Origin of the sequence: Pseudomonas frigoris (genome assembly GCF_047758635.1) — a bacterium.
In the GTDB taxonomy this organism is placed as follows: Bacteria; Pseudomonadota; Gammaproteobacteria; order Pseudomonadales; family Pseudomonadaceae; genus Aquipseudomonas; species Aquipseudomonas frigoris.
This window is the reverse complement of sequence record NZ_CP180479.1, coordinates 992756-1018097: the sequence shown is the minus strand read 5'-3', so window position 1 is coordinate 1018097 and position 25342 is coordinate 992756. Positions and strand designations below refer to the sequence as shown.

Annotated in this window: 11 protein-coding genes, 2 tRNA genes and 3 rRNA genes; 5 read left to right on the top strand and 11 right to left on the bottom strand. The window is 57.6% G+C overall.

The features are described 5' to 3' along the window. Positions 1-4: 4 nt before the first annotated feature. Positions 5-1531 (bottom strand): CoA-acylating methylmalonate-semialdehyde dehydrogenase, encoded by a 1527-nt coding sequence (locus ACMXYH_RS04545; protein WP_415766429.1) that lies wholly within the window; start codon positions 1529-1531, stop codon positions 5-7. Between the two features lie 163 nt (positions 1532-1694). On the opposite strand from ACMXYH_RS04545, the gene ACMXYH_RS04540 reads away from it, so the two are divergent. Further along, complete coding sequence (locus ACMXYH_RS04540; protein WP_129438716.1) at positions 1695-2642, top strand: LysR family transcriptional regulator; 948 nt, start codon at positions 1695-1697, stop codon at positions 2640-2642. A gap of 7 nt (positions 2643-2649) precedes the next feature. Here ACMXYH_RS04540 and recD read toward each other — a convergent pair whose 3' ends face one another. The 10 genes from recD to ACMXYH_RS04490 all read right to left on the bottom strand — a co-directional run bounded on the left by recD (position 2650) and on the right by ACMXYH_RS04490 (position 20872). Beyond that, positions 2650-4740 (bottom strand): exodeoxyribonuclease V subunit alpha, encoded by a 2091-nt coding sequence (gene recD / locus ACMXYH_RS04535; RefSeq protein ID WP_415766427.1) that lies wholly within the window; start codon positions 4738-4740, stop codon positions 2650-2652. Continuing rightward, positions 4737-8423: an exodeoxyribonuclease V subunit beta gene (gene recB, locus ACMXYH_RS04530; RefSeq protein ID WP_415766426.1), complete on the bottom strand. Its 3687-nt coding sequence runs from the start codon at positions 8421-8423 to the stop codon at positions 4737-4739. Before recB ends, recD begins: the two co-directional genes overlap by 4 nt. After that, positions 8423-11872: an exodeoxyribonuclease V subunit gamma gene (gene recC / locus ACMXYH_RS04525; protein WP_415766425.1), complete on the bottom strand. Its 3450-nt coding sequence runs from the start codon at positions 11870-11872 to the stop codon at positions 8423-8425. Before recC ends, recB begins: the two co-directional genes overlap by 1 nt. Positions 11873-12028: 156 nt before the next feature. After that, positions 12029-12144: ribosomal RNA gene (gene rrf / locus ACMXYH_RS04520) — 5S ribosomal RNA — on the bottom strand. A gap of 173 nt (positions 12145-12317) precedes the next feature. Then, positions 12318-15209: ribosomal RNA gene (locus tag ACMXYH_RS04515) — 23S ribosomal RNA — on the bottom strand. Positions 15210-15459: 250 nt separating this feature from the next. Then, a tRNA-Ala gene (locus ACMXYH_RS04510) sits at positions 15460-15535 on the bottom strand. Positions 15536-15562: 27 nt separating this feature from the next. Beyond that, positions 15563-15639, bottom strand: a tRNA-Ile gene (locus ACMXYH_RS04505). 161 nt (positions 15640-15800) lie between these two features. Beyond that, positions 15801-17339 (bottom strand): 16S ribosomal RNA (locus ACMXYH_RS04500). The 16S, 23S and 5S rRNA genes sit together here with 2 tRNA genes alongside, the layout of an rRNA operon. Before the next feature lie 624 nt (positions 17340-17963). Continuing rightward, positions 17964-19457: a CoA-acylating methylmalonate-semialdehyde dehydrogenase gene (locus tag ACMXYH_RS04495; protein WP_129438724.1), complete on the bottom strand. Its 1494-nt coding sequence runs from the start codon at positions 19455-19457 to the stop codon at positions 17964-17966. Between the two features lie 65 nt (positions 19458-19522). After that, positions 19523-20872: an aspartate aminotransferase family protein gene (locus tag ACMXYH_RS04490; protein ID WP_415766424.1), complete on the bottom strand. Its 1350-nt coding sequence runs from the start codon at positions 20870-20872 to the stop codon at positions 19523-19525. A gap of 124 nt (positions 20873-20996) precedes the next feature. Here ACMXYH_RS04490 and ACMXYH_RS04485 point away from each other — a divergent pair, with 124 nt between their 5' ends. From ACMXYH_RS04485 to ACMXYH_RS04470, 4 genes are all read left to right on the top strand, one after another. Further along, complete coding sequence (locus ACMXYH_RS04485) at positions 20997-21917, top strand: LysR family transcriptional regulator (protein WP_415766423.1); 921 nt, start codon at positions 20997-20999, stop codon at positions 21915-21917. 85 nt (positions 21918-22002) lie between these two features. Then, positions 22003-22653, top strand: a complete 651-nt coding sequence (locus ACMXYH_RS04480) for a TetR/AcrR family transcriptional regulator (protein WP_056746120.1) — start codon at positions 22003-22005, stop codon at positions 22651-22653. 7 nt (positions 22654-22660) lie between these two features. Continuing rightward, positions 22661-23242 (top strand): IMPACT family protein, encoded by a 582-nt coding sequence (locus ACMXYH_RS04475; protein ID WP_123369256.1) that lies wholly within the window; start codon positions 22661-22663, stop codon positions 23240-23242. A gap of 531 nt (positions 23243-23773) precedes the next feature. Then, entirely contained in the window at positions 23774-25333 is a 1560-nt protein-coding gene (locus tag ACMXYH_RS04470; RefSeq protein WP_415766422.1) for an ABC transporter ATP-binding protein, read from the top strand. The last annotated feature ends 9 nt before the right edge of the window (positions 25334-25342 follow it).

The window sequence follows — 25342 nt, the reverse complement described above, 5'->3', positions numbered from 1 at the left end:
CTCCTTAACGCAAGTTGATGGTGGTGTTCACACCGTCGTTGACGCTGTTGTCATCGAACCAGCGACTGGTGACAGTCTTGGTCTGAGTGTAGAACTGCACCACTTGCTTGCCATACGGACCGAGGTCGCCGAGTTTGGACCCGCGCGAACCGGTGAAGCTGAAAAACGGAACCGGCACCGGAATCGGGATGTTGATGCCGACCTGGCCAACGTCGATTTCCGTCTGGAATTTACGCGCCGCCGCCCCGCTCTGAGTGAACAGGCCAGTGCCGTTACCGAACGGGTTGGCGTTGACCAGTGCGATGGCCTCATCGAGCGTATCGACTTCAAGCACCACCAGCACCGGACCGAAGATTTCCTGGGTGTAGATCTGCATCTCGGGGGTTACGCCGGAGAACAGGGTCGGGCCGACAAAGTTGCCCTTCTCGAAGCCTGGAACCGTGATATCGCGACCGTCCAGCTCCAGCTTGGCGCCTTCCTTGATGCCGCTTTCGATCAGATCCAGAATCCGCGCCTTGGCCTTTTTGGAAATCACCGGACCGACGTCAGTGCCCGGCTCACTGCCGGCATTCACTTTGAGTTTCTGCGCCAGCGCCTTCAGGTCAGGCAGCCATTGCTTGGCCGCGCCCACCAGCACCACGACGGATGTGGCCATGCAGCGTTGCCCGGCCGCACCGAAACCGGCACCCACCAGCGCATTGAGCGCTTGTTCGCGGTTCGCGTCCGGCAGCACAACAGCGTGGTTCTTCGCACCCATCATCGATTGCACGCGCTTGCCGTGTTTACCGGCCAGGTCGTAGACGTGAGTGCCGACGGCGGTCGAACCGACGAAGGAAACAGCCTTGATGTTCTTGTGGGTGCAGAGCGCATCCACCACGTCTTTACCGCCATGAACGACGTTGAGCACGCCCGCCGGAACACCGGCCTCGATCGCCAGTTCCACCAGCAGCATGGTCGACATCGGGTCCTGTTCGGACGGCTTGAGCACGAAGGTGTTGCCGCAGGCGATGGCCATCGGGAACATCCACAGGGGAATCATGGCCGGGAAGTTGAACGGGGTGATGCCGGCGCAAACGCCGATTGGTTGACGCAGGGTGTAGGTATCGACGCCGCCAGCAACGTTCTCGGCGAACTCGCCCATTTGCAGGCTGCCGATGGAGCAAGCGTGCTCGACCACTTCCAGGCCGCGGAAGATATCGCCTTCAGCGTCGGCGATGGTTTTGCCTTGTTCGTTGCTGAGCACCACGGCGATGCGCTTGGAGTGTTCGCGAATCAACGCCTGGAGCTTGAGCATGATGCGCATCCGCGCGCCGATTGGCGTCAGCTTCCAGGTCTGGAAGGCGCGATGGGCGGCGCTGATCGCGGCGTCCACTTCCTGTGCGGTTGCGAACGGCACTTTCGCCAGCACTTGCTGGGTCGCCGGGTTGACGATGTCGTGCCACTCGGTGGTTTGGGACTCGACCCACTCGCCGTCGATCAACAGCTTTACCGTTTGGACAGTGGTTTCGTTTGGCGTGAGCGATGCGTTCATGTTGGGTCTCCGGGACGTTGTTCTTATTTAGAGAGCTATCTGGGGAGCCAAGGCGAGAATGTCGCCTTGAGATGAGACGTGTGTCGCGAATTGGTTGTCGGACTGTTTTTGGAGTATAGATGTGCAAACTTCTAATAAGAACGCACATAAAAGCCGGTCCATCATGCAAAAAAACATCACGTCTCTAGGCTCGTTGAACTGGGATGACCTCAAGTTTTTCCTTGAAGTCGCCCGCACCCGCAAGGCCAGCACCGCGGCGAAGCGCCTGGCGGTCGACTACACCACTGTGTCGCGGCGCATCAGCTCGCTGGAAGCGGCGTTGGGCACTTTGCTGTTCGAGAAATCCCGGACCAGCGGTTTTGTCCTGACCGCCGAAGGCCAGCGGTTGCTGGGTTACGCCGAGTCGATCGAAAGCACGCTGCACATGGCCTGCGAGCAGGTTTCGGGGTCCGGGGTCGCGTTATCCGGGCATGTGCGCATGGGCTGTACCGAAGGCTTCGGCAGCTTTTTCATCACCCCGCAGCTGAGCCATTTCGTCGACGCCTACCCGGCGATCTCGGTGGACATCCTGCCGCTGCCGCACTTCATCAGCCTGTCCAAACGCGAGGCGGACATCGTCATCGCGTTGGAGCGCCCGGAGCATGGTCCGTACGTCTGCTGCAAACTCTGCGATTACCGATTACAGCTCTACGCGACCCAGGATTATCTGGATAAGCACCCACCGATCCGCCGCCCGGCTGACTTGGGCAAACATTCATTCATTAGTTACGTCGACGATCTGGCGTTCAGCTCGGAGCTGTTGTACCTGGCGAATGTGTTGCCCGGCGCCAGTGCCAACCTGCGCAGCACCAGTGTGATTGCGCAATTCGTGGCCGCACAGCAAGGGCGGTCGCTGGCGATTCTGCCGTGCTTCCTGGCAGCCCAGGATCCGCGATTGCTGCCGGTGTTGCCGCAAGAGATCAACATCACTCGACAGTTCTGGATGTACTGCCGCGAAGACCTGCGCAAGCTCAAGCGAATCACTCTGTTGTGGGATTACATCCGCGCGGTCACTGAGCAGAATCAGGGGCTGTTGATGGGTGAAAGTCGCGAGATGCTGTTCGCGGATTAGTCGGTGCTCACTCATCCAGTTCCAGCATCAACCCGCTCAAGCGCTTGACCTTACGTCGCACTGCCTCTTCGAATACGCCGGAACGAGGTTCGATCAGGGTGAACCAGTTTTTGGCCCGGGTAATCCCGGTATAGATCAACTCCTTGGTGAGCACTGGGTTCAGGGCATCCGGCAAAATCAACGCTGTATGGGCAAATTCTGAGCCCTGGGATTTGTGCACCGTCATCGCGTATACGGTTTCGACATCATTGAGACGGCTTGGCAGAACAAACCGTACGCCGCCCTGACCATCATTACGTGGGAACGCCACACGCAACACCTGCTTCCCAACCTCTGGCCCCTCACGTTCCGGCAGCTTGAGGGCAATGCCGATGTCGCCGTTCATCAAACCCAGACCATAGTCGTTGCGGGTCATCAACACCGGCCGACCTTCGTACCACTGCTGGTCGCTGTCGATCAGCCGAGCCTTGAGCAGCGCGGCAGTCACTCGCAAATTCAAACCTTCCACGCCCCACGGCCCTTTGCGTACGGCGCACAACAACTGGAAGGCGTCGAAAGCTTGCAGTACCTGGCGAGCCCAATCGGTCCAGCAGGGATTATCAAGCGTGCTGTCGAGCGGTGGCCGCAGGCTGCGCAAGAGACTCAGGTAATGGCGATAACCCTGCGGTCCATCGCCATGCCCCTCAAGCAGCAAGCGTTCCAGCGTCCGGTCCTGCTCCCCCTTGAGAGGCAGGGAAAACACGTCGTCATGGCTTCGGGCTGCCAACAACTTGCGGGCTTCCTCGGGTTGCTGCTGGTTGACCCAACGAGCCAGTTGGCCGATGCCGCTGCCCTCGCCGAACCGACGTGAATGACGCAGCATCACAACTTGCTGAGCCAGGGGATGAGTCCCTTGGGTGTCTTCCTGCAAACCGCTGGCATCCAGGCTTTCACCACTGACCGCTTGCAGCCACAGGCGAGTCTGTGGACTGTACCAACCGGCCTCGGCGTCGCGGCACAGGTCGCCCAGCACGGCGCCGGCTTCCACCGATGCCAGTTGATCCTTGTCACCGAGCAGCACCAGACGGGCATGGGCCGGCAACGCATCGAGCAGGTTGGCCATCATTTCCAGATCGATCATCGAGGCTTCGTCCACCACCAACACATCCAGCGGTAAACGATTACCGGCGTGGTGACGGAAGTGTCGAGTACCGGGACGACTGCCGAGCAGACGGTGCACGGTGGTGACGTCTGACGGGATCTTCACTCGTACGGTTTCATCGACTTCCAGGGTTCTCACCTGCTGACTGATGGACTCCGTCAGTCGGGCTGCAGCCTTGCCGGTGGGTGCCGCGAGACGAATACGCAACGGCTTGCCCGCCTCCACTGCCGGCGCCTGGAGCAACGCCAGCAAACGCACGACCGTCGTCGTCTTGCCGGTCCCCGGGCCACCGGTAACGATGCTGAATGCGCTGCGGGTTGCGAGGGCACAGGCGAGTTTCTGCCAGTCAATCACTTCGCCGGGCTTGGCTGGGCCGAACAAGCTGGTGAGGCGTTGGGACAAATCATCCGGTGTGGTTTCGTGTTCCACCAGGCGTTGACGCAGCGAGTTGTCGATACGCCGTTCGTAAGCCCAGTAACGACGCAAGTACAGGCGTTTGCCCGACAACACCAATGGTCGATGCTGCGCCGCCTCGCGACCGTCGACCGCCAATGCGACCAGAGTGCTGGAGGCCAGGACCTTGCACCAATGGGCACCGTCCAGCGCCTCAAGCAATTGCGACGGCAACAACATCGCGCCACTTTGCAGATCACCTTCCGGTGGCAGCGACAGGGCGAAGTCCGGTTCCTTAAGCGTCTCGAACACATCCAGGCACACATGACCGTGGCCCAGTTGATGGCTGGCCAACGCGGCAGCCAGCAGCACCAGTGGATCATCGCCGGGAGCGAGCTCATGAAGAAAGGCGACGAAGGCCTTGTCCAGCGCTCGCAGCCAGCCGCGCTCAACCCAGCGCGTCAGCAACAGCAGCAAGTCATCGGCGCGACTCAATGGCGCCAGATCCGCCAGGCTTTCGGCTGTCAACGAAGTGGGCAGCAAATCAGCGAAGGTGCGACTCATAGCAAAACTCCCTGTTCCCAGGCGGGTTCGGCCTTGGGTTCTGGCTTGCCCTGGAACAGTCGGTCCAGACGCTCGATCAACGCTCTTGGAGGACGGGCGAAATACACGCCCTGGCTGGACGCGCGCGTACCGCGCAGGAACAGGTACAGCGCACCACCGACATGCCGGTCGTAATCGTAATCGGCAAGTCGCGCCTTGAGCTGGCGATGCAGGGCCAACAGGTACAGCACGTATTGCAGGTCGTAACGGTTGTCGAGAATCGACTGCTCCATGGCCTGCTCGGTATAGGCCGCGTCATCGACGCCCAGCCAGTTGGATTTGTAGTCGGCGACGTAGTAGCGGCCGTCGTGCTCGAATGTCAGGTCGATGAAGCCCTTGAACATGCCATTGAGCAACACCGGCTCGGCAGCCACCCGGGCCACGCCGTTGTGGGTGTATTGGCGCACCAGTTCATCGAGCTTGAGCACATCGACCTTATGACTGGCGAACCAGAACTCCATCTCGACGCGATATTGGGTGAGCTGCTCGAATACCACGGGGGCCTGCCCGCCGTCGATATGCAGCGGGGACGTAAGCAGATGCTGCAGCCAGTCGCTCAGGGCAGTTATCCAGCCCTCCCAGCCACGTCGATTGCAACGACGGGCAATGGCGTCTTCCACCGCTTGCGGCGTGGCGGCAAAACCTTCGTCACCGGCCCATTCGAGCAAACCATGGAGAAAGGTGCCGGGGTTCGGGCCACGAGGGAATCGATGGATATCAGCACCACCGGCCACCACTTCTCGTGGTGCTTGCGGATCGAGGCGTTCGTCGTCGAAGAGCTTTTGCGCCTGTGGGCTCTCCGGCGCTTCATCAGTGCCCACGCTCATGCTGTCGCCAATGCGCAGGGCACTGTAGGAAGCAATCCACCAGTTTTCGCTGGCCTTGCGTTTGGGTATCAGAGGAGCAAGCAACGTCGCATCGTTGTGCGGCGGATGGTAGTGCTCGGCGGTCGCTTCAGGCATTTCACCGTAGTTCAGCGCTGCACAATCCTGCTGCAGGTCTTCCAGCCAACGCTTCAAACCTGCCGACTCGGCCAATGGTGCTCCGCCGCCCAGCAGATAACCCAATGCTGACAGGTGCAGCACCGAGCTGTTGTTATTGCCACGTTTGAGATCAGTCACTCCGAGCCAGCAGGCGTGTTGTGCCCGGGTCAGGGCCACGTAAAGCAAGCGCAGATCCTCGGCAAGACGCTCATCATCCGCCTGAACAATCAACTCGGCTGTCGGCCTCAAGGTCACTTGAGCCTTGCCGCTTTCGTCGTGGTAATGCAGCGGCAGACGACTGCCATCCACCGGCTTCGCCGAGCAAATGAACGGCAGGAACACCAAGGGATACTCAAGCCCCTTGGACTTGTGAATGGTCACGACTTTGACCAGTTGTTCGTCGCTCTCCAGACGCAGTATCTGCTCTTCGCCGGCCTGACCGGACAACGCCAGATGCTCGGACAAATGACGGATCAGCGCTTGCTCACCATCGAGTTCGGCGGCCGCCTGTTGCAGCAACTCGGACAGGTGCAGCAAATTGGTCAGCACCCGCTCGCCGTCACTGCGCGTGATCAATGTCTGTGGCAGCTGGAAGTCATGCAGCAATCGCCGCAGCATTGGCAACACGCCCTGCTTGCGCCAGAGCTCGCGATAATGGCGGAACTGCATGACCCGCGCTTCCCAGGCCAGTTCGTCCTGATTGAGCCGTTCCAGTTCGGCCAGTGACAGGTTCAGCGTGATGCAGGCCAACGCGGCTCGCAGCGGGCGCTCGACATCCGGCTCGGCGCAAGCCTTGAGCCAGGTCAGCAGGTCGTGGGCCTCCTGGGCGGCAAACACCGAGTCCTTGTCCGATAGATAGACGCTGCGAACGCCACGTGCGGAGAGTTCGCCGCGCACAGCCTGGGCCTCTTTACCGTCGCGGACCAGGATCGCGATATCCGCTGGCAGCAGCCCTCTGAAGTCCTTGCCGTCCTGTATGAAACCCGCGCGACCTTGTTGCCCGCCGTTGAGCAAAGCGGTGATTTCACTGGCGCAGGCGGCGGCGAGTTGTTGTCGGTACACCGCGCCGGACAGCGGCTGATCGGCGGACAGGTGCCAGATGTTCAGGGCGGGCACGACCTGGCCATCAATGTGCAGAACTTCTTTACGCCCTTGGGATTCGACGGGCAGGAACGGTACCGGGTTCTCGCCGCTCTTTTCACGAAACAGGAAAGCGCCCCGCCCGGTCTCACGAGACTCGGCACGTTCGAACACATGGTTGACCGCACTGACCATGCCATGGCTGGAACGGAAATTCGTACCCAGGGTATGCAATCGGCCAGCGGTGGCCTGGCGGGCGCGCAGATAGGTGTAGATGTCAGCACCGCGGAACGCGTAGATCGCTTGCTTGGGGTCGCCGATTAGAAACAGACCGCATTCGGGATTGTTGTCTTCGATGCGATAGATGCTCTCGAAGATCCGGTACTGCACTGGGTCGGTGTCCTGGAACTCGTCGATCAACGCCACCGGAAACTGCTCGCGAATCAGGGTCGCCAGCCGCTCACCGCCGTCGGACTGCAACGCTGCATCGAGGCGCAGCAGCATGTCATCGAAGCCCATCTCCGCACGGCGACGCTTCTCTTCCTCGAACCGTGTACCGACCCACTGGGCGGCGTGTTGCAGCACGGCGGCATCAGGTGTCGGCAATCCATCGAGATTGGCCTTGAGGCCGGGCATGGCGTCCAGCCCGGGATGACTGGGTACTTCACCCTTCCAGGCTTCGGTCATACCCTCGGGAGTCAGGCGCGTGAAGCCGGTGCCGATATCCAGTTGCTCAAGGGATTCGTCTTCAGCCCAGGCCCTGATCTTTTCGAACCAGGGTTCGAAATAGCGCGCCTGCATCTTGCGACCGTCGACGCTCTTGCTCGCAACACCCTGGTGACAAATGGCAAGCAGTTCGTCCGCCCACAGGCGCCAGGGCATCTTGAGTTCGAGCAAGGCTGCCCGTCGCTCTTGCAGACACTCAGTGATCAGCTCGGCAGGCTCTTTACCTTCAACGCTGTCTCGCTCACTGGCGAACAAACCACGTACTCGCGGCAGCAATGCTGCCGGACCGCCCCAATTACCGCGCACCCAGTTCAGCGCATCACCTTGCATCGGGTAGCAAAACAGGCGCCAGTAATCGCGCAGGACTTCGCCCAGCAAATCGCTGTGATCGGTTTCCAGGGTCTGTGTAAACAGACTGCCACTGTCGAACGCGTGCTCGCGCAACATGCGCTGGCACCAACTGTGGATGGTGGAAACTGCGGCCTCGTCCATCCACTGCGCGGCGATGTCCAGGCGGTTTGCGCACCCGGACCACTGCTCGGGAAGGTACTCCTCACGAAGCTCTGCGATAAGGCTATCGGGCGCCGATGTTTCATCACGGAAAAACCGTGCAGCTTCAGCAAGACGTGTGCGGATACGTTCGCGCAATTCTTTGGTCGCGGCATCGGTGAACGTTACAACAAGGATTTGCGGCGGCAACAGTTCACGTCCGAAGCCGCGCGACTCTGCGCCGTGGCCAAGGACCAGGCGCAGATAAAGCGCAGAAATGGTGAAGGTCTTGCCGGTCCCTGCGCTCGCTTCGATCAGTTGGCTGCCGCGCAGGGGAAACGCCAAGGCCAGAGGTTTTGTGGTCATCAGCGCGCCTCCTCGCTGTTCAACGAACGCCAAGGCGCTTCAAGCAGCGGCCGGTACAATGCGTTGCACCAATCCGGGAACGTTTCGTCTGCGGTAAGCGTGTCGTAGTCAGCGAACTGCCGGGCGAGTGCCGGGCTTTCGCGACGCTCGCCGTCGGTGGTCAACCCATCACCTTCATAGGCCTTGCGGGCTGAGGCCTGGGCTTTGACCGGATCAGTTTGACCAAGCCATGCGAAGCCGGTCTTCACCGCAATCGGCAGTGGTTGACGCATGCCGGTTTGCCAAGCCATTAACAAGTCACCCAGTATCCGCAACGCTGCATCCTCCGCCATCGGACCGAGCAGCAGACTGTCGTCGCTGGCCACCAACGCGGTGGTCATCGCCATACCACTGGCGCAAGCAACCAGATGATTGACCCATGGCCGTGTCAGGCGATGCCATTTGCGAGACTTGATTGAGCCGATGCTGTTGGGGATTGTAGTGACTGATAACAAACCACCGTCCGCACGTTGATGCAGGCCGCTGAGCCAACCTTCCAGGCGCAGCCCCTGCAACTCCAGATTCACTGGCAGAGCGTTGGTGAGCGACGTTGGCCATAACGCCAAAAGCTGTTGGTAACGCTGCAACAGATCCGGCAACGGTTCGATCAACTCTCGCTGAAGGCATTCGCCGAATCCGGCCATAGGCAGAAGCCCACTGTTTTGCAGACGTTTTGCCTGCGCTTCCAGTATCTGATCGGTGCTATCCAGATGTCCCAGCGCCGCTTCGAGCAAGCTGTCGCTGAGGCTGTAACGTTGCAACGCGTCGAGTACAAATGGCTCTTCATCAGCCAAGGGCACTTCAGCCGCTTCGAAGTACACCTTCAGTCGTTGACTGAAGAAATGTCGCACAGGATTACGCAGGAAGTCCTGCAGTTGGCCGAGACTCAGGGGCTCCTCCTGAACGTAGGGATCAAGGACTTCGATATCAGTCGACGGCTCACTGGTTTGATGCAGCACCTGCCATTCATTCGCGTAGCTGAACAAATCATCGCCCTCATGGAAGTAGCGGGCGCTGAACGGTTGCAGTGGATGTTCCTGAGTGATGGCCTCAAGCAGATCTTCGTCGACATCATGCAGTCGCCAACCGCTGGCCAGATGATCTCGCAATTGGCCAATCAGTACCGACGCAGGGCGTTCACTGTTATCGCGAATGCTGCGACCGACCCAGCTGATATAGAGTTGGTCACGTGCCGACAACAGGGCTTCCAACAGCAGATAACGGTCATCTTCACGTCGGGAGCGATCGCCAGGGCGGTAATCACTGCCCATGAGGTCGAAGTCCAGTGGCGGTTGTGCACGCGGGTAGTCCCCGTCATTCATGCCCAGCAGACAGACCAGTTTGAACGGGATCGCTCGCATGGGCATCAAGGTGCAGAAGTTAACCGCACCGGCCAGAAAACGCTGGGACAGGCGGCCTTGGTCGAGACCGGCGAGCCAGGCTTCACGGACCACGGTCAACGGCAGATCATCATGCAAGCCAACTGACTCGCAGGTCTCAAGCCAGGTTTCACGCAGCTCTTCGAGCTGGGCCAACACATAGTCGTCATGCTCGTTACTGGCCAGGAAAAACAACTGAACCAGTACGTGCAATCGAAAGCCCCATTGTTTGGGAGCTGCGGGTTGAGAGAGCTCCTGGTGAGCAATCTCCAATGCGTCCAGCAGCGCGACCAAAGGCCCAATGAGCGCGGCATCCAGACCACCGATCTCGTCGTAGGGTTCGATCCCCTCGCAAGCACTGGCACTGCCCACGGCATAACCGAGCAGCATCCGTCGCAGACCGAAACGCCAACTGTTTTGTTCCAGCTCCTGCGGTAGACCGAGACCCGCGCGCTGCTCGGCATTCATGCCCCAGCGGATGCCTGCGCCTTCGATCCAACGGTGCAGGGTCGGCAGATCACGTTCCTCTACACCGAAGCGAGCGCGTAGTGCAGGAACGTCCAGCAGATCGAGGATCTCGCTCACGGGGAAACGGCTGTCGGGCAGTTTGAGCAGATGCTCGATCGCAATCAGTAGCGGATCACGGCCACGTTGGCCTTGATCGGCGAGCGTGAAGGGAATGAAACGCGGATCGTGGCGTTCAAGCTGAGCAAATACCGCACGAATATGCGGTGCGTAGCTGTCGATGTCCGGGACCATCACGATCACATCACGAGGCCTTAATTCCGGATCAGCACTGAAGCGTGCAAGCAACTGGTCGTGGAGGACCTCCACTTCACGCTGGGCGCTATGGGCAATGTGAAAACGGATCGACTCGTCCTTCGCCGGATCGACAGCTGGCCAGCGCTCGCGAGTCTCGTTCAAGGGACGTAATTCAAGAATGTCGTCCTGCAATTGATTGAGCATGTTCTGTGGCTGGCTATCGCTAAAAAGATCGATACGGCCATCGCGGAATGCCGAGCGGTAGCTGTTGGGATCGTCGTAGCTGTCGAGCAGATTGATGTAGTCCCGCCCCTGCTTGCCCCACGCGGCCAGTAGTGGATGGGCATGCTGGTGAAGGGTTTGCGGGTCGAGCACAACCGGCATTCCGCTCTTGCGAGCCTGACGCTTGTACTGATGCCGCAACAGATCTTTATCGGCGACGATGTCTGCCCAATGGTGACGACACGGGTTGTGCACGCAAAGCAGAACCTGGCTGAACCGGGCCAGCCCCGCCAGTGCTTCCAGGGCTTGAGCAGGCAGTGAAGAAATCCCGAAAACGATTACCCGTGAAGGTAATCCGCTGGGGGCTACGTCGAGGCTGTTGATGCGCTCGATAAACCGTTGATGGACGCCGGCTCGGCTTTGCGCCATGCCTTGTTCACCCACATCCAGCAACAGCGCACGCCACAACTCTGCCTGCCAGCAGTTAGCCGGGGTCAGAGGTTTGGTTTCACCTCTGCCATTTCGTAGTTGATGACGACCTTCTGCCCAGTCTTCGAGCCAATCGGCCCTGTACACCTGATATTGGTCGAACAGGTCCGCCAGTCGCTCCGCCAATTGATAGCGTTTACGTAAGTCTGTGTCATTCGTAAGGAAGCGCTGCAGGGGTTCGAAGTGCGGTTGGTTGATCAACTGCGGAAGCAGACGCATCAGACGCCAGGTCAAGGGAGCTTTATCAAGCAGGGATTTGACCGGGATTTCGTCACGCCCAAGCACCATGCGATAGAGCTGCCACATGAAGCTACCTGGTAACTGCACGTCGATGGCTGCTGCGATTCCGCAACCGCCCATGTCATCGTCTTCAGGGTCTTCCGCCAGTGCCAGCTTCAGCCATTGGGCGATGCCGTTGCTCTGTACCAGGGCAATTTCATTTTCCAAGGGAGCCAACGGGTAACGCCGCATCCAGCTGACCACCAGGCTGCGCAACTCGTCCAGGCGGTTGCCGTGAACCACCATAAAACCAGCACTGAGGGACGTCGCGTCCGGCATAAAGGCTTCCTTGGGAAAATACAAAAGCTAGGGCCGAACCTTAGCATTGTCGGGAGACTGTGACAGCCGGGAGCCGTCCGGTAATGCTGTGCGAACTTTCCTGCGGACAAAACAAAACCCCTACCTGCATACGCAGATAGGGGTTTCGGAATTTAATCTTGACGATGACCTACTCTCACATGGGGAAACCCCACACTACCATCGGCGATGCATCGTTTCACTGCTGAGTTCGGGATGGGATCAGGTGGTTCCAATGCTCTATGGTCGTCAAGAAATTCGGTAGCCAGGTCGTGGGCCTTTGCAGGTTCACGCTCCAGCGAATGGGTATGCGATAGTTGGGTGTTTTGTGAGTATCTCGAACTTTCGGTTCGTTTCGTCTTCACACACCGCAATCTGGTGCTCTTTCGCTTTTTAGCTCGAAGCATGCAAATTGCTTGGGTGTTATATGGTCAAGCCTCACGGGCAATTAGTATTGGTTAGCTCAACGCCTCACAGCGCTTACACACCCAACCTATCAACGTCGTAGTCTTCGACGGCCCTTCAGGGGACTCAAGGTCCCAGTGAGATCTCATCTTGAGGCTAGTTTCCCGCTTAGATGCTTTCAGCGGTTATCTATTCCGAACATAGCTACCCGGCAATGCCACTGGCGTGACAACCGGAACACCAGAGGTTCGTCCACTCCGGTCCTCTCGTACTAGGAGCAGCCCCTCTCAAATCTCAAACGTCCACGGCAGATAGGGACCGAACTGTCTCACGACGTTCTAAACCCAGCTCGCGTACCACTTTAAATGGCGAACAGCCATACCCTTGGGACCGGCTTCAGCCCCAGGATGTGATGAGCCGACATCGAGGTGCCAAACACCGCCGTCGATATGAACTCTTGGGCGGTATCAGCCTGTTATCCCCGGAGTACCTTTTATCCGTTGAGCGATGGCCCTTCCATACAGAACCACCGGATCACTAAGACCTACTTTCGTACCTGCTCGACGTGTCTGTCTCGCAGTCAAGCGCGCTTTTGCCTTTATACTCTACGACCGATTTCCGACCGGTCTGAGCGCACCTTCGTACTCCTCCGTTACTCTTTAGGAGGAGACCGCCCCAGTCAAACTACCCACCATACACTGTCCTCGATCCGGATAACGGACCTGAGTTAGAACCTCAAAGTTGCCAGGGTGGTATTTCAAGGTTGGCTCCACGCGAACTGGCGTCCACGCTTCAAAGCCTCCCACCTATCCTACACAAGCAAATTCAAAGTCCAGTGCAAAGCTATAGTAAAGGTTCACGGGGTCTTTCCGTCTAGCCGCGGATACACTGCATCTTCACAGCGATTTCAATTTCACTGAGTCTCGGGTGGAGACAGCGCCGCCATCGTTACGCCATTCGTGCAGGTCGGAACTTACCCGACAAGGAATTTCGCTACCTTAGGACCGTTATAGTTACGGCCGCCGTTTACCGGGGCTTCGATCAAGAGCTTCGCGTTAGCTAACCCCATCAATTAACCTTCCGGCACCGGGCAGGCGTCACACCCTATACGTCCACTTTCGTGTTTGCAGAGTGCTGTGTTTTTAATAAACAGTCGCAGCGGCCTGGTATCTTCGACCGGCATGGGCTTACGCAGTAAATGCTTCACCCTCACCGGCGCACCTTCTCCCGAAGTTACGGTGCCATTTTGCCTAGTTCCTTCACCCGAGTTCTCTCAAGCGCCTTGGTATTCTCTACCCAACCACCTGTGTCGGTTTGGGGTACGGTTCCTGGTTACCTGAAGCTTAGAAGCTTTTCTTGGAAGCATGGCATCAACCACTTCGTCACCCAAAGGGTAACTCGTCATCAGCTCTCGGCCTTAGAATCCCGGATTTACCTAAGATTCCAGCCTACCACCTTAAACTTGGACAACCAACGCCAAGCTGGCCTAGCCTTCTCCGTCCCTCCATCGCAATAACCAGAAGTACAGGAATATTAACCTGTTTTCCATCGACTACGCTTTTCAGCCTCGCCTTAGGGACCGACTAACCCTGCGTCGATTAACGTTGCGCAGGAAACCTTGGTCTTTCGGCGTGGGTGTTTTTCACACCCATTGTCGTTACTCATGTCAGCATTCGCACTTCTGATACCTCCAGCAAGCTTCTCAACTCACCTTCACAGGCTTACAGAACGCTCCTCTACCGCATCACCTAAGTGATACCCGTAGCTTCGGTGTATGGTTTGAGCCCCGTTACATCTTCCGCGCAGGCCGACTCGACTAGTGAGCTATTACGCTTTCTTTAAAGGGTGGCTGCTTCTAAGCCAACCTCCTAGCTGTCTAAGCCTTCCCACATCGTTTCCCACTTAACCATAACTTTGGGACCTTAGCTGACGGTCTGGGTTGTTTCCCTTTTCACGACGGACGTTAGCACCCGCCGTGTGTCTCCCATGCTCGGCACTTGTAGGTATTCGGAGTTTGCATCGGTTTGGTAAGTCGGGATGACCCCCTAGCCGAAACAGTGCTCTACCCCCTACAGTGATACATGAGGCGCTACCTAAATAGCTTTCGAGGAGAACCAGCTATCTCCGAGCTTGATTAGCCTTTCACTCCGATCCACAGGTCATCCGCTAACTTTTCAACGGTAGTCGGTTCGGTCCTCCAGTTAGTGTTACCCAACCTTCAACCTGCCCATGGATAGATCGCCCGGTTTCGGGTCTATTCCCAGCGACTAGACGCCCTATTAAGACTCGCTTTCGCTACGCCTCCCCTATTCGGTTAAGCTCGCCACTGAAAATAAGTCGCTGACCCATTATACAAAAGGTACGCAGTCACCCAACAAAGTGGGCTCCCACTGCTTGTACGCATACGGTTTCAGGATCTATTTCACTCCCCTCTCCGGGGTTCTTTTCGCCTTTCCCTCACGGTACTAGTTCACTATCGGTCAGTCAGTAGTATTTAGCCTTGGAGGATGGTCCCCCCATATTCAGACAAAGTTTCTCGTGCTCCGTCCTACTCGATTTCATGACCAAGAGATTTTCGCGTACAGGGCTATCACCCACTATGGCCGCACTTTCCAGAGCGTTCCGCTAATCTCAAAGCCACTTAAGGGCTAGTCCCCGTTCGCTCGCCACTACTAAGGGAATCTCGGTTGATTTCTTTTCCTCAGGGTACTTAGATGTTTCAGTTCCCCTGGTTCGCCTCTTAAGCCTATGTATTCAGCTTAAGATAACCATCTTATGATGGCTGGGTTCCCCCATTCAGACATCTCCGGATCAAAGTCTGTTTGCCGACTCCCCGAAGCTTTTCGCAGGCTACCACGTCTTTCATCGCCTCTGACTGCCAAGGCATCCACCGTATGCGCTTCTTCACTTGACCATATAACCCCAAGCAATCTGGTTATACTGTGAAGACGACATTCGCCGAAAATTCGATTCTTGCTCATAAAGAGCAACTCACAAATTTTACCTTAGCCTGATCCGCTACCAGTGAAAGTAACGTCCAGTCTATCTTTCTATCACATACCCAAATTTTTAAAGAACGATCTAATCCAAAGACTAGAAATCAACATTCACCATCGTCACGATGGAATGCTCATTTCTAAGCTTTCAACAAACAGAAGCAGTAGTGGTGGAGCCAAACGGGATCGAACCGTTGACCTCCTGCGTGCAAGGCAGGCGCTCTCCCAGCTGAGCTATGGCCCCGTATTTCTACAGGTTCCCACACAAAATTGGTGGGTCTGGGCAGATTCGAACTGCCGACCTCACCCTTATCAGGGGTGCGCTCTAACCAACTGAGCTACAGACCCAATTTCGAGCTTTAAGGCCGACCTCACCCTGCTCCTTACCACAGAGCATGGGGTGCGCTCCAACCAACTAAGCTACAACCTGTTAGGGCTGCTTCTTATCGTCTTCTTCAATGAATCAAGCAATTCGTGTGGGAACTTATGGAGCAGCTGATGTCGTCGATTAAGGAGGTGATCCAGCCGCAGGTTCCCCTACGGCTACCTTGTTACGACTTCACCCCAGTCATGAATCACACCGTGGTAACCGTCCTCCCGAAGGTTAGACTAGCTACTTCTGGTGCAACCCACTCCCATGGTGTGACGGGCGGTGTGTACAAGGCCCGGGAACGTATTCACCGCGACATTCTGATTCGCGATTACTAGCGATTCCGACTTCACGCAGTCGAGTTGCAGACTGCGATCCGGACTACGATCGGTTTTCTGGGATTAGCTCCACCTCGCGGCTTGGCAACCCTCTGTACCGACCATTGTAGCACGTGTGTAGCCCAGGCCGTAAGGGCCATGATGACTTGACGTCATCCCCACCTTCCTCCGGTTTGTCACCGGCAGTCTCCTTAGAGTGCCCACCATTACGTGCTGGTAACTAAGGACAAGGGTTGCGCTCGTTACGGGACTTAACCCAACATCTCACGACACGAGCTGACGACAGCCATGCAGCACCTGTCTCAATGTTCCCGAAGGCACCAATCCATCTCTGGAAAGTTCATTGGATGTCAAGGCCTGGTAAGGTTCTTCGCGTTGCTTCGAATTAAACCACATGCTCCACCGCTTGTGCGGGCCCCCGTCAATTCATTTGAGTTTTAACCTTGCGGCCGTACTCCCCAGGCGGTCAACTTAATGCGTTAGCTGCGCCACTAAGAGCTCAAGGCTCCCAACGGCTAGTTGACATCGTTTACGGCGTGGACTACCAGGGTATCTAATCCTGTTTGCTCCCCACGCTTTCGCACCTCAGTGTCAGTATCAGTCCAGGTGGTCGCCTTCGCCACTGGTGTTCCTTCCTATATCTACGCATTTCACCGCTACACAGGAAATTCCACCACCCTCTACCATACTCTAGCTTGTCAGTTTTGAATGCAGTTCCCAGGTTGAGCCCGGGGATTTCACATCCAACTTAACAAACCACCTACGCGCGCTTTACGCCCAGTAATTCCGATTAACGCTTGCACCCTCTGTATTACCGCGGCTGCTGGCACAGAGTTAGCCGGTGCTTATTCTGTCGGTAACGTCAAAACACTTACGTATTAGGTAAATGCCCTTCCTCCCAACTTAAAGTGCTTTACAATCCGAAGACCTTCTTCACACACGCGGCATGGCTGGATCAGGCTTTCGCCCATTGTCCAATATTCCCCACTGCTGCCTCCCGTAGGAGTCTGGACCGTGTCTCAGTTCCAGTGTGACTGATCATCCTCTCAGACCAGTTACGGATCGTCGCCTTGGTGAGCCATTACCTCACCAACTAGCTAATCCGACCTAGGCTCATCTGATAGCGCAAGGCCCGAAGGTCCCCTGCTTTCTCCCGTAGGACGTATGCGGTATTAGCGTCCGTTTCCGAGCGTTATCCCCCACTACCAGGCAGATTCCTAGGCATTACTCACCCGTCCGCCGCTCGCCACCAGGTACAAGTACCCGTGCTGCCGCTCGACTTGCATGTGTTAGGCCTGCCGCCAGCGTTCAATCTGAGCCATGATCAAACTCTTCAGTTCAAACATCTTTGGGTTTTTAAGAAACCCTAAACTTGGCTCAGCAATCGTTGGTTACATCTTTGATTTCTCGCGGAGTAACTTGTGATGCTGATAATCTTGTTGACTATCAGTCTGACTCCACAAGCACCCACACGAATTGCTTGATTCAGTTGTTAAAGAGCGGTTGGTTAAGATCTTTCGTCTCAACCGAGGCGCGCATTCTACAGCAGCCTCTGTTGCTGTCAAGCGGTTATTTTTCGAAGTTTTCAAAGTTTCCTTTGCAACTTCAACCACTTGCGCTTGCGATCTCTCGTTAGCGGGAGGCGAATTCTACAGCGTTACTCGCTGCTGTCAACACCTCTTTTACACCGCTGTCGACCGAGAAGATCGAATCGTCAAAAGAGCCAAACAACCCCGCTCTTTCAACTCCTTCTGGGCTTCGATGACCTGAAGCAACTCGCTGTCGAAAACCGCGTAACTCATTGTTTAGCAAGGAGTTTTCCGTTTCGACTGCGCCGGAAGTGGGCGAATTATAGACTTCCAGAATCTGCCGTCAACACCTATTTTCACAATTCTGTCATATAGGTAAAAAAGCCCCTGAAACACAAAGGCCGGCCCCAAGGGGCCGGCCTTCTTCCCTTCTACTTACAAGCTAGGGAATGCGAACTGCGAAGCTTCATGGCTCGCCCGTTGTGGCCAGCGCTGGGTAATGGCCTTGCGACGGGTGTAGAAACGCACGCCATCCGGACCATACGCATGCAAGTCGCCGAACAGCGAGCGCTTCCAGCCGCCAAAGCTGTGATAAGCCACCGGTACCGGCAGCGGTACGTTGACGCCGACCATACCGACTTCGATTTCGTCGCAGAACAGCCGTGCCGCTTCCCCATCACGGGTAAAGATGCAGGTGCCGTTGCCATACTCGTGATCGTTGATCAGCTGCATCGCCTCTTCCAGGCTGTTAACCCGGACAACACACAGCACCGGCCCGAAGATCTCTTCTTTATAGATGCGCATTTCTGGCGTGACGTTATCAAACAGGCAGCCACCCAGGAAGAAACCTTCCTCATGACCCGCCACGCTCAGACCACGACCATCGACCACCAAAGAAGCACCCGCCGAAACACCGTCTTCTATATAGCCACTGACTTTGTCGCGAGCCTGACCGGAAACCAGCGGCCCCATGTCCAGACCGCATGAAGTCCCGGCACCGATTTTCAGCGCCTTGATCTGCGGTACCAGTTTGGCCACCAGCGCATCCGCCACCTGGTCACCGACGCACACAGCCACCGAGATCGCCATGCAACGCTCACCGCAGGAACCATAAGCCGCCCCCATCAGTGCGCTGACCGCGTTATCCAGATCCGCATCCGGCATCAGCACCGCATGGTTCTTCGCGCCACCCAGTGCCTGAACGCGTTTGCCGCGCTTGGTGCCTTCGGCGTAGATGTATTCGGCAATCGGCGTCGAACCAACGAAGCTCAACGCTTTGACTTCCGGCGCTTCGATCAGCGCATCCACCGCAGCCTTGTCGCCGTGCACCACACTCAGCACACCTTTAGGGAGGCCGGCTTCCAGCAACAATTGAGCGATCAACAGCGTTGAGCTTGGATCACGCTCGGAGGGCTTGAGGATGAAGCAGTTGCCGCAGACGATTGCCAGCGGATACATCCACAGCGGCACCATGGCCGGGAAGTTGAACGGCGTAATACCGGCCACCACGCCCAACGGCTGGAAGTCCGACCATGCATCAATGTTCGGGCCAACGTTACGGCTGTATTCGCCCTTGAGGATTTCCGGTGCGGCGCAAGCGAACTCGACGTTCTCGATTCCGCGCTTCAGTTCACCAGCAGCATCTTCCAGCGTCTTGCCGTGTTCTTCGCTGATCAGTTGAGCGATACGTGCTTCGTTCTGCTCCAGCAATTGCTTGAAGCGGAACATCACCTGCGCACGCTTGGCCGGCGGAGTGTTACGCCAGGCCGGGAACGCAGCCTTGGCCGAGTCGATGGCTTTTTGAATGGTTTCGCGGCTGGCCAATGGCAGCTTGTGGATCGCCTGGCCAGTAGACGGGTTGAACACGTCAGCTGTGCGACCGTCTTCGGTCACCAGTTCGCCATTGATCAAATGCGGGATAAGGCTCATGCGGGGCTCCTGAAAAGTTGTCCACAGGCGCCCTTCAAGGGGCGCCTCTATATAGAAGGGAAAAATCAGTCGATTTTGTTCAGCACTTCGCCGACCGCGTCGAACAGACGATCAAGGTCTTGCGGCTTGCTGTTGAAGGTTGGGCCGAACTGCAGGGTGTCGCCGCCGAAGCGCACGTAGAACCCGGCTTTCCACAGGGCCATGCCGGCTTCGAACGGACGCACAATGGCGTCGCCGTCACGAGGCGCGATCTGGATCGCACCGGCCAGGCCGTAGTTACGGATATCGATGATGTTTTTCGAACCCTTCAAACCGTGCAGCGCATTTTCAAAATGCGGCGCGACTTCGGCCACGCTCTGCACCAGGTTTTCCTTTTGCAGCAGGTCGAGTGCTGCCAGGCCAGCGGCGCAAGCCACCGGGTGCGCGGAATAGGTGTAGCCGTGCGGGAATTCCACCGCGTACCCCGGCGTCGCCTGGTTCATGAAGGTCTGGTAGATCTCGGAGCTGGCAATCACCGCGCCCATCGGAATCGCGCCGTTAGTGACTTGCTTGGCGATGCACATCAGATCCGGGGTCACGCCGAAGCTGTCGGCGCCGAACATCGAACCGGTACGGCCGAAACCGGTGATCACTTCGTCGAACACCAGCAGGATGTTGTGCTGATCGCAGATCTCGCGCAGACGCTTCAGGTAACCCTGTGGTGGAACCAGCACGCCAGCGGAACCAGCCATTGGCTCGACGAATACCGCCGCGATGTTCGAAGCATCATGCAACTCGATCAGCTTGAGCAGTTCATCCGCCAGGGCGATACCGCCCTCTGTCGGCATGCCACGGGAATAGGCATTGCTCGCCAGCAAGGTGTGCGGCAGGTGATCGACGTCCATCATCGCCTGACCGAACATTTTGCGGTTGCCGTTCACGCCACCGAGGCTGGTGCCGGCGATGTTCACGCCGTGATAACCACGGGCACGGCCGATCATCTTGGTCTTGGTGGCCTGGCCTTTCAGACGCCAGTAAGCACGAACCATCTTCACCGCCGTGTCAGCGCACTCGGAGCCCGAGTCAGTGAAGAACACGTGATTGAGATTGCCCGGGGTCAGGTCGGTGATTTTCTCAGCCAGCTGGAACGACAGCGGATGGCCATACTGGAAACCTGGCGAGTAATCGAGGGTGCCCAACTGCTTGGAGACCGCTTCCTGAATTTCCTTGCGGGTATGCCCAGCGCCGCAGGTCCACAAACCAGAGAGCGAGTCGTAAACCTTGCGGCCCTTGTCATCTATCAGCCAACTGCCTTCAGCCGCCACGATCAGTCGCGGATCGCGCTGGAAATTACGGTTGGCGGTGTAGGGCATCCAGTGAGCATCGAGCTTGAGCTGGCTGGCCAGGGAAGTCGGGTTGTTTTCAGGCAAGTTCATGGGCAAAACCTCGCAGGGCAATAAGCGGCATAGAGATCAAAAGCGTTCTTGCAGCTAAATTGCCATGGGGATAAAGTCGGTGAAATCCAACTCTTCTAACGTTCAGTCAGGTAACCACTAAACTATGAGCAGCCGTCGCCCCGATCCGCTGGCGCAAGTCAGTGACTTTGATATCCGCCTGCTTCGGATTTTTCGCAGTGTGGTGGAGTGCGGCGGCTTCTCGGCAGCGGAGTCGGTGCTGGGAATCGGTCGCTCGGCCATCAGCCAGCAAATGAGCGATCTGGAACAGCGCCTGGGTCTGCGTTTATGCCAAAGGGGTCGCGCCGGATTTTCCCTGACCGAGGAAGGCCGCGAGGTCTATCAATCTGCGTTGCAGCTATTAAGCGCGCTGGAAAGTTTTCGCACCGAGGTCAACGGCCTGCACCAACATCTGCGCGGCGAATTGACCATCGGCCTGACCGACAATCTGGTCACCCTGCCCCACATGCGCATCACCCACGCCTTGGCGCAATTGAAGGAACGCGGGCCGGACGTGCAGATTCAGATCCGCATGATCGCGCCCAATGAAGTCGAACAAGGCGTGCTCGACGGTCGATTGCATGTCGGCGTGGTACCGCAAGCCAGCGCGCTGTCCGGGCTGGAATATCAACCGCTCTATAGCGAACGCTCGCTGCTGTATTGCGCGGTCGGTCATCCGTTGTTTTATGTCGACGATAAACAACTGGATGACGAGCGCCTCAATAGCCAGGACGCGATCGCGCCGACTTTCCGTTTGCCCGCGGAAATCCAGGCCCATTACCAGGCGCTCAATTGCACCGCCAGTGCCTCGGACCGGGAAGGCATGGCGTTCCTGATCCTCACCGGACGCTACATCGGCTATCTGCCGGACCACTACGCCAGCCTCTGGGTGCAGCAAGGCCGATTGCGCGCGCTGAAACCAGTGGTGCGTTTTTATGACCTGAGCCTCGCATCAGTCACCCGCAAGGGCCGTCGCCCGCATTTGGTGCTGGAAAGTTTCCTGGAGAGTCTGGCTGCGACACGCTAGGTTTTATCGCGTCAGGACTTGTCTGATGCCTGTGGGTGCGCTATCAACGCACTGGTTGCACCCACCCACTTGTCCGGAAGTGCCTATGACCTTTGAAGTCCCCGCTCACGGCGGCAAACCTGCCAGCCGCATTCGTCAGAAGAACGAAGAGACCATCATCAAAGCCGCCGAAGACGAGTTCGCCCGTCACGGGTTCAAAGGCACCAGCATGAACACCATTGCCCTGAATGCCGGATTGCCCAAGGCGAATCTGCATTACTACTTCACCAACAAGCTCGGTTTGTACGTGGCGGTGTTGAGCAACATCCTCCAATTATGGGACAGCACCTTCAACACCCTGACCTTTGATGATGATCCGGCCGAAGCGCTGACACGTTACATCCGCGCCAAGATGGAATTCTCCCGTCGTCAGCCGCAAGCCTCGCGGATCTTCGCGATGGAAGTCATCAGCGGCGGCGAATGCCTGACCGAGTATTTCAACCAGGACTATCGCGCCTGGTTCCAGGGTCGGGCGGGCGTGTTCCAAGCGTGGATCGACGCCGGAAAAATGGACCCGGTCGACCCGGTAAACCTGATCTTCCTGTTGTGGGGCAGTACCCAGCATTACGCCGATTTCGCCACGCAGATCTGCCGTGTCAGCGGTCGCACCAAGTTGACCAAGCAGGACATGGAAGACGCCGGCAACAACCTGATCCGCATCATTCTCAAGGGCTGCGGCCTGACGCCAACAATCTAAGACTCTTATGCCTTTTACCCTCAGCGGTTTTTGCGAGTACCGCGAAGAGATTCGCAAAAGCCGCTTCATCACCTTCGCCGCGCCGATCAGTAGCCCTGCTGAAGCCCAGGCGTTCATCGAACAGCACAGCGATTTGAATGCCTCGCACAATTGCTGGGCCTGGAAACTTGGCGACCAATACCGCAGCACTGACGATGGCGAGCCTGGTGGCACCGCTGGCCGACCGATTCTGGCGGCAATCGACGCGCAGGATTGCGATCAGGTCGCCGTGCTGGTGATTCGTTGGTATGGCGGCATTCAACTCGGCACCGGCGGCCTCGCCCGGGCGTATGGCGGCGGCGCCAATAAGTGCCTGCAAGCGGCGGCAAAGGTTGAGTTGATCAGTCGGGTGCCAGTGAGTTGTGCCTGTGCTTTTGCAGAGTTGCCGCTGGTGAAGCTTCGGGTGGCGGAACTGGGTGGATTGGTTGTGGAAGAAACCTTCACGGCCAACGGCGTGGAACTGCAATTGGCGATCGGCGAAAGCCAGATCGATACCCTGCAAACGCAGCTGGCGGATTTGAGCCGCGGACGCATTTTGTTGCAGCACTAATCGCACCAATAACGTTCGCAGCCCTTTCGTCGAACCAGTGCATTTGCCCACATCTACTGTGCACCCGGCTGTGGATAACCTGAGCACACCCGGCTGTAACCCTTCTGTAATGCGGCTTTGCGGTCTTTGCTCACTTTTCGTCCAATCCGCCATCAAAAAAGCTAAATCCACGTAAAAACAATCAGTTAGAGCGGTTTATCACCTTTAGAAGAAAGCTACGCAGTGCTTATGCCCGAGCTTCGGGCTTGCGCACAAATACTGTGGAGCAATCTGTGGATAACCCGTTCATGGCTGTCGCCGTCCCCTGTCCGGTATGGCTTGCCGTCAGTTGCTCGTTTTTTGACCAAACACCCTGAGCAAAACCGGAGCCTGATCAACGGCTTTGCCCTCAAGTGGTGCCGGGGTCGGGATCGATATAGGGCGAGGCGCCGTCCTCAAAGCCTTTATCTGTAACGCTTTTGATTTTTCCTGACTCAATGGCCAGGAAATTGCTTTATCCACCGGCATCACTTCACTCGACCCGAGCCTGTCATGCCCAACCCCGTGCCGATCTCCGATCCAACACCTCGTCTGCAACTGCGCAGAATCAGCAAGCGCTACCCCGATTGCCTGGCCAACGATGCCATCGACTTGAGCATAGCCCCTGGCGAAATCCATGCCCTGCTTGGCGAAAACGGCGCGGGCAAAAGTACGCTGATGAAGATCATCTACGGCGTCACCCATGCGGACTCGGGAGAGATGATCTGGCAAGGGCAACCCGTGACGATGCGCAACCCGGCTCAGGCTCGGGGTCTTGGAATCGGCATGGTGTTCCAGCATTTCTCGCTGTTCGAGACCCTGAGCGTGGCGCAAAACATAGCCTTGGCGATGGGCGCGGAGGCTGGCACACCGAAACAGCTTGAGCCAAAGATTCGTGAAGTCTCCCGGCGCTATGGCATGGCGCTGGAGCCGGAGCGACTTATCCACAGCCTGTCGATCGGCGAACGCCAGCGGGTGGAAATCATTCGTTGCCTGATGCAGGACATCCGTCTGCTGATTCTCGATGAGCCAACCTCGGTACTGACCCCGCAGGAAGCCGACGAATTGTTCGTCACCTTGCGCCGACTGGCTGCCGAGGGCTGCAGCATTCTGTTTATCAGCCACAAACTCGGTGAAGTTCGCGCGTTGTGCCATAGCGCCACGGTGTTGCGCAGCGGTCAGGTGGCCGGGCATTGCGTGCCGGCCGAGTGTTCGGATCGGCAACTGGCGCAGTTGATGGTTGGCGAAGCCGCTGCGCTGATTACGGATTATCCGAAAGTCACTGGCGCTAATGCATTCCTGAACGTGACGGGATTGTCCTGGCACAACCCGGACCCGTTCGGCTGCTCGCTGAATGACATTGACCTGCAAGTGCGCAGCGGCGAAATCGTCGGCATCGCCGGGGTCGCGGGCAATGGTCAGGAGGAGTTGCTGGCCCTGCTCAGTGGCGAAGAACCGCTAAGCCGCAACGACGGCGCAACGATCAGTTTCGCCGGGCAACCGGTGGCGCACTTGCGGCCGGATGCACGGCGCAAACTGGGCCTGGCCTTCGTCCCCGCCGAACGTCTGGGCCATGGCGCGGTGCCGGATTTGAGCCTGGCGGACAACGCCCTGCTCACTGCCTTTCAACAAGGGCTGGTCAGCAACGGCCTGATCCAGCGTGGCAAGGTCGAAACCCTGGCCAAAGAAATCATCCATCGCTTCGGGGTGAAGACGCCCGATACCCAGACACCAGCCCGCAGCCTGTCCGGCGGCAACTTGCAGAAATTCATCCTCGGCCGGGAAATCCTGCAGCAACCGAAACTGCTGGTGGCCGCACACCCGACCTGGGGGGTGGACGTCGGCGCCGCCGCGACCATTCACCGAGCGCTGATTGCCTTGCGCGACGCCGGTGCAGCGATCCTGGTGATCTCCGAAGACCTCGACGAACTGTTCCAGATCAGCGACCGCCTCGGCGCTTTGTGCAGTGGTCGATTGTCGCCGCTCAAGGCCACGCTCGACACGCGCCTGATCGATGTCGGCGGCTGGATGGCCGGCCAGTTCGACGGCCCTCAATCACGTGCAACGGTTTAACGGAGTTTC

Excerpts from the sequence above, each read along its gene's own strand:
- ACMXYH_RS04545 (WP_415766429.1), bottom strand. The coding sequence starts at position 1,531 with ATGAACGCATCGCTCACGCCAAACGAAACCACTGTCCAAACGGTAAAG.
- ACMXYH_RS04540 (WP_129438716.1), top strand. The coding sequence starts at position 1,695 with ATGCAAAAAAACATCACGTCTCTAGGCTCGTTGAACTGGGATGACCTC.
- recD (WP_415766427.1), bottom strand. The coding sequence starts at position 4,740 with ATGAGTCGCACCTTCGCTGATTTGCTGCCCACTTCGTTGACAGCCGAA.
- recB (WP_415766426.1), bottom strand. The coding sequence starts at position 8,423 with ATGACCACAAAACCTCTGGCCTTGGCGTTTCCCCTGCGCGGCAGCCAA.
- recC (WP_415766425.1), bottom strand. The coding sequence starts at position 11,872 with ATGCCGGACGCGACGTCCCTCAGTGCTGGTTTTATGGTGGTTCACGGC.
- ACMXYH_RS04495 (WP_129438724.1), bottom strand. The coding sequence starts at position 19,457 with ATGAGCCTTATCCCGCATTTGATCAATGGCGAACTGGTGACCGAAGAC.
- ACMXYH_RS04490 (WP_415766424.1), bottom strand. The coding sequence starts at position 20,872 with ATGAACTTGCCTGAAAACAACCCGACTTCCCTGGCCAGCCAGCTCAAG.
- ACMXYH_RS04485 (WP_415766423.1), top strand. The coding sequence starts at position 20,997 with ATGAGCAGCCGTCGCCCCGATCCGCTGGCGCAAGTCAGTGACTTTGAT.
- ACMXYH_RS04480 (WP_056746120.1), top strand. The coding sequence starts at position 22,003 with ATGACCTTTGAAGTCCCCGCTCACGGCGGCAAACCTGCCAGCCGCATT.
- ACMXYH_RS04475 (WP_123369256.1), top strand. The coding sequence starts at position 22,661 with ATGCCTTTTACCCTCAGCGGTTTTTGCGAGTACCGCGAAGAGATTCGC.
- ACMXYH_RS04470 (WP_415766422.1), top strand. The coding sequence starts at position 23,774 with ATGCCCAACCCCGTGCCGATCTCCGATCCAACACCTCGTCTGCAACTG.